7 protein-coding genes are annotated in these 8,154 nt (G+C 58.5%); 2 read left to right on the forward strand and 5 right to left on the reverse strand.

The genetic code is table 11. The features are described from left to right. Window positions 1-99: 99 nt before the first annotated feature. The 5 genes from CS390_RS03225 to CS390_RS03245 all read right to left on the reverse strand — a co-directional run bounded on the left by CS390_RS03225 (window position 100) and on the right by CS390_RS03245 (window position 5,070). Window positions 100-1,455, reverse strand: a complete 1,356-nt coding sequence (locus CS390_RS03225; protein WP_099773463.1) for an 8-oxoguanine deaminase — start codon at window positions 1,453-1,455, stop codon at window positions 100-102. A 120-nt stretch (window positions 1,456-1,575) separates the two neighbouring features. Continuing rightward, on the reverse strand, window positions 1,576-2,262 hold the full coding sequence (locus CS390_RS03230; RefSeq protein ID WP_099773464.1) for an SDR family oxidoreductase: 687 nt from the start codon (window positions 2,260-2,262) through the stop codon (window positions 1,576-1,578). A 499-nt stretch (window positions 2,263-2,761) separates the two neighbouring features. Continuing rightward, entirely contained in the window at window positions 2,762-3,346 is a 585-nt protein-coding gene (locus CS390_RS03235; RefSeq protein ID WP_099773465.1) for a YigZ family protein, read from the reverse strand. 9 nt (window positions 3,347-3,355) lie between these two features. Then, window positions 3,356-4,018 carry a TetR/AcrR family transcriptional regulator gene (locus CS390_RS03240; RefSeq protein ID WP_099773466.1) on the reverse strand — a complete coding sequence of 221 codons (663 nt, stop codon included), beginning with the start codon at window positions 4,016-4,018 and terminating at the stop codon, window positions 3,356-3,358. Window positions 4,019-4,152: 134 nt separating this feature from the next. Further along, the gene (locus tag CS390_RS03245; protein ID WP_099773467.1) at window positions 4,153-5,070 is read right to left on the reverse strand and encodes a LysR family transcriptional regulator; all 918 of its coding nucleotides are present in this window, start codon (window positions 5,068-5,070) and stop codon (window positions 4,153-4,155) included. A 114-nt stretch (window positions 5,071-5,184) separates the two neighbouring features. On the opposite strand from CS390_RS03245, the gene CS390_RS03250 reads away from it, so the two are divergent. Both CS390_RS03250 and CS390_RS03255 read left to right on the forward strand, forming a co-directional pair. Further along, entirely contained in the window at window positions 5,185-6,531 is a 1,347-nt protein-coding gene (locus CS390_RS03250) for an aspartate aminotransferase family protein (protein ID WP_065761678.1), read from the forward strand. A gap of 70 nt (window positions 6,532-6,601) precedes the next feature. Beyond that, the gene (locus CS390_RS03255; protein WP_065761679.1) at window positions 6,602-8,095 is read left to right on the forward strand and encodes a CoA-acylating methylmalonate-semialdehyde dehydrogenase; all 1,494 of its coding nucleotides are present in this window, start codon (window positions 6,602-6,604) and stop codon (window positions 8,093-8,095) included. The last annotated feature ends 59 nt before the right edge of the window (window positions 8,096-8,154 follow it).

The raw sequence follows: 8,154 nt of genomic DNA on the forward strand, positions 1-8,154 counted from the left end.
CTAGCGTGCCTGCACACTGCAAGGATGAGTGATAACGACAGTAATCCCATCGATGGCGCTGTATGACCATCGATGAGAGCGGGCATTGGCTTCAGCTACTTAGCCTGCCATCAACGCCGCAGCAGCCTGGCGATGGTTGGCGATGAGTGCTTTGAGGTCCAGGCCGTCGATCTGCCCATCGATGACACGCCAGCGGCCACCGACCATCACTCGATCAGCGCGGTCTGCGCCACACAGCAGCAGGGCTGAGAGCGGATCGTGGCTGCCGGAGAAGCGCAGTTCGTCGAGTTTGAACAGGGCCAGGTCGGCCTGTTTACCCGGCGCCAGTTCGCCGATGTCGTTGCGCCCGAGCAATTGTGCTGAGCCTCGGGTTGCCCAGCCCAGTACCCGTTCCGGCGTAATGGCTTGCGCACCATAGCGCAGGCGTTGCAGGTACAGGGCCTGGCGAGTTTCCAGCATCATGTTGGAGGCATCGTTGGACGCAGAGCCATCCACACCCAGCCCGACCGGCGCACCGGCATTGCTAAGGTCCATGGTCGGGCAGATACCCGATGCCAGGCGCATGTTGGAACTCGGGCAATGGCAGATGCCCGTGCCGGCTTTGCCGAGGCGGGCGATTTCATCGGGGTTGAAATGAATGCCGTGGGCCAGCCAGGTGCGTGGCCCAAGCCAGCCGACACTGTCCAGGTAGTCGACGGTGCGCAGGCCGAAGCGTTGCAGGCAGAAGTCTTCTTCGTCCAGGGTTTCTGCCAGGTGTGTATGCAGGCGTACATCCAGTTCTTCCGCCAGGCTGGCGCTGGCCTGCATGATTTCGCGGGTGACCGAGAAGGGCGAGCAAGGGGCCAGGGCAATCTGGATCTGCGCGCCGTCGCCACGCTCATGGTAGTTGTGGATAAGTCGCTGGCTATCCGCCAGGATCACTTCGCCCTGTTGCACGGTTTGCTGCGGCGGCAGCCCCCCATCGGCCTCGCCCAGGCTCATCGAGCCGCGTGTGAGCATGGCACGCATACCCAGTTCCCGCACACTTTCGACTTGCACATCGATGGCCTCTTCCAGGCCTTCGGGAAACAGGTAGTGGTGATCGGCTGCCGTTGTGCAGCCCGACAATAACAGTTCAGCCAGCGCAACCTGGGTGGCCACTTTAAGCCGCTCGGGGGTCAGACGAGCCCAGACCGGGTAGAGCGTTTTGAGCCAGGGGAACAGTGGCTGGTTGACCACTGGCGCCCATGCGCGGGTGAGGGTCTGGTAGAAGTGATGATGGGTGTTGATCAACCCGGGCAGCAGTACGTGCTCGCGGGCATCGAAGACGTGATCGCAGGGGGCGGCGGGAGATTGTCCCAAGCCAAGAACTTCGTGGATACGGCCATTTTCGATCACCAGGCCGCCGCGGGCGTCAAGGGTGTTGGCGGTGAAGATGGCGAGGGGGTTTTTCAACCAGATGCGGGTCGCAGGCATGGTGCCGGCTCCTCTGAAAGTGGGTTCAGGTTAGCCAGCTCAGTTTTGCCCTGTCTGCTGATCCAGGTCCGCCATGGAGGCGAGACCTGGAGTCTACTGTTTCAGCGGTGGTGATTCAATTCACCAGATCAGGGGCTCGCCTTTGTAGTTGATGAAATACAGGCCACCCCGGCCGCTGTTTGCCTTGACCTGTTCAACCATGCCACGGGTGCTGGTGGCGACATCAATTTCGGCACCTTCACCGCCCATGTCGGTCTTGACCCAACCCGGGTGCATGGCCAATACGGTCAGGCCGGGGATTTCCAGGGGGCCGTAGAAACTGTTGATCATGGAGTTCAGCGCGGCCTTGCTGGCTTTGTACAAGGCCAGCTCTGGCGCATCGGGAATGCTGATACTGCCTAGGATTGAGCTCATGAAGGCGATCACGCCCCCGTCTGTCTTTACCTGATGGGCAAAGCGCTGGGCGACACGAATGGGCGCTACAGCGTTTGTCATGAACAGTTGACCGACCTCATCGAGGTTCGCGTGCTCAGCGTTCTGGTTGTCCGGGCCCTTGACGCCGGCGTTGATGAACAACAGGTCGAAGGTCTGCCCCTTGAGGCGCTGTTGAAGCGCGTCAAGTTGGGCGCTGCTGTTCATCTCCAGTGTCTCGACCTGAACATTCGGCACTGCGTTCAGCGCAGCGGCTTTTTGCGGGTCGCGGACGGTGGCTACGACGTTCCAGCCTTCTTCGTTCAGACGCTGCACCAGGCCAAGGCCCAGGCCGCGTGACGCGCCAATGATCAATGCGTTTTTCTGGGTGCTCATGCGTAGGGTTCCTTTCAAGGAGGCGCACGGCATTGCCGCTCACACTGCAGGGTTGAGGGCATTTACCAATGCATGTGCCGAGGCTCATTTGGGAGTGACCTTGAAGCATACTCCAGCCTTCAGCCAAGGTGCAGTTCGGTCGCGATGACGCGGCGGGGCGCCTTCGTCATGACGTTGCACTGAGTGTCAGGATTGCTCAAAAAACAACCAGCTTGCCACAGGCGTGACCGTTCAAGCGCTTGGCTAAGGCGTACACGGTTTATCCACAGGTTGCTCCACAGTATCTGTGTGCAAGGCGAAAACAGAGGTATAAGCGTCAGTGGGCAGTCTTCGATTGGCTATAAATCAACCTAAGCGTCTGATTTTCGGGCAATTGAAGCGCTGTCATCAAATATTGATCAAAATATGATCGTTTGCTTGCAGGCCACGTTTTAAAAGGGCTGTAGAGGAATGCTCAGAGCTTATCCACAGCCAGGCCCACAGTGGATGTGGGCAACTGTCAGGTACGTTCCAACAGGATCCGGCCGCGGCTGAGGTCCGCCAATTGGCGCTGGAGAGGCTCGATGTGCGCTTCGCCAAGGGCAATCTGCACGTCGACGCCATTGGCGGTGAATTGCTCATCCAGCACCAGGCCGTCGACTTCTGCGACGCGTAGTTTGAGCAGTGCCAGTTCGCTGAACGTGCAACTGCAGTGCAGGCCGACTCGGCTGACCAGGCGTCTTTTATCGGCCTGCTGCAGGCACTTGTTGGCGCCACCACCGTAAGCCCGTGCCAAGCCTCCAGTACCTAATTGAATACCGCCGTACCAGCGGATCACCAGCACAACGACCTGGTCGCAGTCCTGGGCTTCAATGGCGGCGAGAATTGGCCGACCTGCGGTACCACCAGGCTCGCCATCGTCGCTGCTACGGTACTGCTGACCGATTTTCCAGGCCCAGCAGTTATGGGTTGCAGCCAGATCACTGTGTCGCTCAATGAATTGTTGAGCTTCAGTTGGGCTACTGATCGGGCCTGCGAGGGTAATGAAGCGGCTTTTACGGATTTCTTCGCGAAACTCGCAGGTGTCCAACAGAGTTGAAGGCATAAACGATGTTCAATTGGGAGGTGTCAGGCCACAGCCTTTGAGGATGATGTGGATAAGGTTGTTGCTGGCTTCTTCCATGTCCTGCTTGGTCAGGCGGCTACGGCCGGTGACCTGGCAGATCTGGGTAGCGAAGTCTGCGTAGTGCTGGGTACTGCCCCATAACAGGAAGATCAAATGTACTGGATCGACGGGGTCCATCTTGCCAGCGTCGATCCAGCTCTGGAAGACCGCTGCCCGCCCCTGGAACCAGGTGCGATAGTCCTGGTTGAAGTACTCGCTCAGGCACTGGCCGCCACTGATGATCTCCATGGCGAAGATGCGTGAGGCTTGTGGGTTGCGCCGCGAAAACTCGATCTTGGTGCGAATATAGTTGCTCAGCGCAACAGCGGGATCGTCATCGCTGTTCAGGGTGTTGAAGGTGCTGTCCCATAGTTCGAGGATGTTGCTCAGCACCGCAACGTAAAGCCCCAGCTTGTTGGTGAAGTAGTAGTGCAGGTTGGCCTTGGGCAGCCCGGCGTTCTGCGCAATGGTGTTCATGCTGGTGCCTTTGAAGCCATGACGGGCGAACTCGTCTTCGGCGGCCTTGAGAATAGCTTGTTCGTTCTTTTGGCGTATGCGACCAGCAGGTTTGCCGGAGGCTGTCAGGCGATGCGCAGGGACTTCCAGGGTCATGGGGCGTTTCCGGAAAATACGAAGTAAATGCAGAGCAACAGATAACCCAGTCACGGCTATCAGGCAAGCATCTACCCGCTAAAAAACGCAATCTTCGTGTTTTTTTGGGTGTTTGGTACTGCTGTGCCAGCCTCTTAGCGGGTCGCGGCAAGGCTTTCCAGAAAGTTCTCCAGTACCAGGTGTGGTCGGCGGCCTTTACGGGTTACCCATGACAACCCCAAATCATAAAAGCGTTCGCTGGCTTTGAGGGCTCGCAATCGTCCCTGTTGTACCCAGGAACTGGCGTAATGGTCTGGCAGATAACCGATGTAGCGCCCAGTCAGGATCAGAAAGGCCATGCCCTCGCGGTCCGAGGCACTGGCGGTGCAGTTGAGCACTTGATAGTGAGCCTGAATGTCGGCGGGCAAGCGAAACGTCGGAGCAATGGCGTCCTGGGTGTTCAGGCGTTCGTCGTCGAGTTGGCGATCGTCGACGTAGAACAATGGATGCCCCACGGCGCAGTAGAGCAGTGAGCGCTCGCTGTACAGTGGCTCGTACTCCAGCCCGGAGAGCGGGCTGGTTTGTGGTACCACGCCAACATGCAGGCTGCCGTCCAGCACACCTTGCTCGACCTGACTGGGTGCAATCATGCGGATCTGGATACGCACGTCGGGGCCACGATCCTTGAGTTGTGCCAAGGCATGGGTGATCCGCATGTGTGGAAGGGTGACCAGGTTGTCGGTCAGGCCAATGTTCAGCTCGCCTCGCAGGTGCTGGTGCAGGCCGTTGACTTCGGTACGAAAACTCTCAAGGGCGCTGAGCAACTGCAGGGCGGATTGATAGACCTCGCGGCCTTCCTCGGTCAGCGAGAAACCGGCACGGCCCCGCTGGCACAAGCGCAAGCCAAGGCGTTGCTCCAGGTCGCTCATCTGCTGGCTGATTGCCGATCGACCAATGCCCAGTACGTTCTCGGCAGCCGAAAAGCCGCCGCACTCCACCACGCTGCGGTAGATCTTCAGCAAGCGAATATCGAAATCACTGACCTGGGCAAGGGGCTCCGGGCGACGGCTCATAGTTTAGTACTCGGTTATCTAAAGATTAGAAAAGTAGGCTTTTTCAGACTTTATAGCCGTGACAACTTAGCTGCAACAACACATATCACCCAATCGCCTTGCGAGGTTTGTCCGATGAACATGCCTGAACACGCACCGAACGGTCTGGCCAGCCAGCTCAAGCTGGATGCGCACTGGATGCCGTATACCGCCAACCGTAACTTCCAGCGTGATCCGCGCCTGATCGTCGCCGCTGAAGGCAGTTATCTGACCGATGACAAGGGCCGCAAGATCTACGACGCACTGTCGGGCTTGTGGACCTGTGGTGCGGGCCATACCCGCAAGGAAATCCAGGAAGCCGTGTCGCGTCAGTTGGGTGTCCTCGACTATTCGCCAGCCTTCCAGTTTGGTCATCCGCTGTCGTTCCAACTGGCCGAGAAGATCACCGACCTGACCCCGGGCAATCTGAACCACGTTTTTTATACCAACTCGGGCTCTGAGTGCGCCGACACCGCCGTGAAGATGGTGCGTGCCTACTGGCGCCTGAAAGGTCAGGCGACCAAGACCAAGCTGATCGGTCGTGCCCGTGGCTATCATGGAGTGAACATTGCCGGTACCAGCCTCGGCGGGGTGAATGGCAACCGCAAGATGTTCGGCCAGTTGCTGGACGTCGATCACCTGCCTCACACCGTGCTGGCCAGCAACGCCTTTACCAAGGGTATGCCTGAAGAAGGCGGTATCGCCCTGGCCGATGAGATGCTCAAGCTGATCGAGCTGCATGACGCCTCGAACATTGCTGCGCTGATCGTTGAGCCGCTGGCAGGGTCTGCAGGCGTATTGCCGCCACCGAAGGGTTATCTGAAGCGTTTGCGCGAGATCTGTGACCAGCACAACATTCTGCTGATCTTCGATGAAGTGATTACCGGTTTTGGTCGCATGGGGGCGAACTTTGGCGCTGAGGCCTTTGGTGTTACGCCAGACCTGATGTGTATCGCCAAGCAGGTCACAAACGGCGCCATTCCGATGGGGGCCGTGATTGCCAGTACTGAGATCTACCAGACCTTCATGAACCAGCCGACTCCCGAGTATGCAGTGGAGTTCCCCCATGGCTATACCTACTCGGCGCACCCAGTTGCCTGCGCGGCAGGTATTGCGGCCTTGGACCTGTTGCAGAAAGAAGGCCTGGTTCAGGCTGCCGCTGAGCTGGCGCCGCACTTCGAGAGCGTGCTGCACGGCGTGAAGGGTGCGAAGAACATCGTTGATATTCGTAACTACGGCTTGGCGGGTGCGATCCAGATTGCTGCGCGTGACGGCGATGCCATCGTTCGCCCTTATGAAGCAGCGATGAAACTGTGGAAAGCCGGTTTCTACGTCCGCTTCGGCGGTGACACCCTGCAGTTCGGACCAACCTTCAACGCTAAGCCGCAGGAGCTGGACCGTCTGTTCGATGCAGTCGGCGAAGCGCTGAACCAGGTCGACTGAGCCCTTCTATATATAAGTAGCAGGCGCGGGCAGCCCCGCGCCTGGACTAGCACCCTCTCTGGAGTTCTGCATGAGCATTGTTCAACATTTGATCAACGGCGACCTGGTGTCTGGCGGCGAACGTACCGCCGAGGTCTTTAACCCGTCCACTGGCCAGGTTATCCACAAGGTAGCGTTGGCCAGCAAGGAAACGGTCCAACAGGCTATCGATGCCGCCAAGGCAGCGTTTCCGGCCTGGCGCAATACACCCGCGGCTAAACGCGCTCAGATAATGTTCCGCTTCAAGCAACTGCTGGAAAAGAACGAAGCGCGTATCTCCCAGTTGATCAGCGAAGAGCACGGCAAGACCCTGGAAGACGCCGCTGGTGAACTGAAGCGGGGTATCGAGAACGTTGAGTTTGCCTGTGCCGCACCCGAAGTACTGAAGGGTGAGTACAGCCGCAATGTCGGCCCGAACATTGACGCCTGGTCCGACTTTCAGCCGCTGGGTGTGGTTGCCGGCATCACTCCGTTCAACTTCCCGGCGATGGTTCCACTGTGGATGTACCCACTGGCTATCGTTTGTGGCAACTGCTTCATCCTCAAACCGTCTGAGCGTGACCCAAGCTCGACGTTACTGATTGCTCAACTGTTGCAAGAGGCTGGCCTGCCTGACGGTGTGCTCAACGTGGTGCACGGCGACAAGGTTGCCGTGGATGCCCTGATTGAAGCACCTGAAGTCAAAGCACTGAGCTTTGTAGGTTCTACGCCAATCGCGGAGTATATCTATAAAGAAGGCGCTGCCCGTGGCAAGCGCGTACAAGCGCTGGGTGGTGCGAAGAACCACGCAGTACTGATGCCGGATGCCGACCTGGATAACGCGGTCAGCGCACTGATGGGTGCCGCTTACGGTTCCTGTGGCGAGCGTTGCATGGCGATCTCGGTTGCCGTATGTGTCGGTGACCAGGTCGCTGATGCATTGGTGGCCAAGCTGGTGCCACAGATCAAGGCGCTGAAAATCGGTGCAGGCACTTCCTGTGGTCTGGACATGGGGCCGTTGGTTACCGGGCAGCATCGCGACAAGGTGGCAGGCTATGTGGAAGACGGTCTCAAGGCCGGTGCCGAACTGGTTGTTGATGGTCGCGGCCTGAGTGTCGCCGGTCATGAGGAAGGCTTCTTCCTGGGGGGCTGCCTGTTTGACCGCGTGACGCCAGAGATGCGCATCTATAAAGAAGAGATCTTCGGGCCAGTGCTGTGCGTCGTACGGGTTAACAGCCTGGAGGAAGCAATGCAGCTCATCAACGAGCACGAGTACGGCAATGGCACATGTATCTTCACCCGCGACGGTGAGGCCGCTCGCTTGTTCTGCGACGAAATCGAAGTGGGTATGGTCGGTGTCAACGTGCCGCTGCCGGTACCGGTGGCTTACCACAGCTTTGGTGGCTGGAAGCGTTCGCTGTTCGGTGACCTGCATGCATATGGCCCGGATGGGGTGCGTTTCTACACCCGCCGCAAGGCAATCACTCAGCGCTGGCCACAACGCGCCAGCCATGAGGCTTCGCAGTTCGCATTCCCAAGCCTGTAAGTGCGGCTAGAAAGAGAGGGGAGGCCGTAAGGCCTCCCCTCTCTTGTTTTGGCCTATTT

The organism is Pseudomonas sp. HLS-6 (assembly GCF_002753995.1).
In the GTDB taxonomy this organism is placed as follows: Bacteria; Pseudomonadota; Gammaproteobacteria; order Pseudomonadales; family Pseudomonadaceae; genus Aquipseudomonas; species Aquipseudomonas defluvii.

What these genes read in the sequence shown, in the direction of transcription:
- CS390_RS03225 (WP_099773463.1), bottom strand. Translation starts at nt 1,455, where the DNA reads ATGCCTGCGACCCGCATCTGGTTGAAAAACCCCCTCGCCATCTTCACC.
- CS390_RS03235 (WP_099773465.1), bottom strand. Translation starts at nt 3,346, where the DNA reads ATGCCTTCAACTCTGTTGGACACCTGCGAGTTTCGCGAAGAAATCCGT.
- CS390_RS03230 (WP_099773464.1), bottom strand. Translation starts at nt 2,262, where the DNA reads ATGAGCACCCAGAAAAACGCATTGATCATTGGCGCGTCACGCGGCCTG.
- CS390_RS03250 (WP_065761678.1), top strand. Translation starts at nt 5,185, where the DNA reads ATGAACATGCCTGAACACGCACCGAACGGTCTGGCCAGCCAGCTCAAG.
- CS390_RS03240 (WP_099773466.1), bottom strand. Translation starts at nt 4,018, where the DNA reads ATGACCCTGGAAGTCCCTGCGCATCGCCTGACAGCCTCCGGCAAACCT.
- CS390_RS03245 (WP_099773467.1), bottom strand. Translation starts at nt 5,070, where the DNA reads ATGAGCCGTCGCCCGGAGCCCCTTGCCCAGGTCAGTGATTTCGATATT.
- CS390_RS03255 (WP_065761679.1), top strand. Translation starts at nt 6,602, where the DNA reads ATGAGCATTGTTCAACATTTGATCAACGGCGACCTGGTGTCTGGCGGC.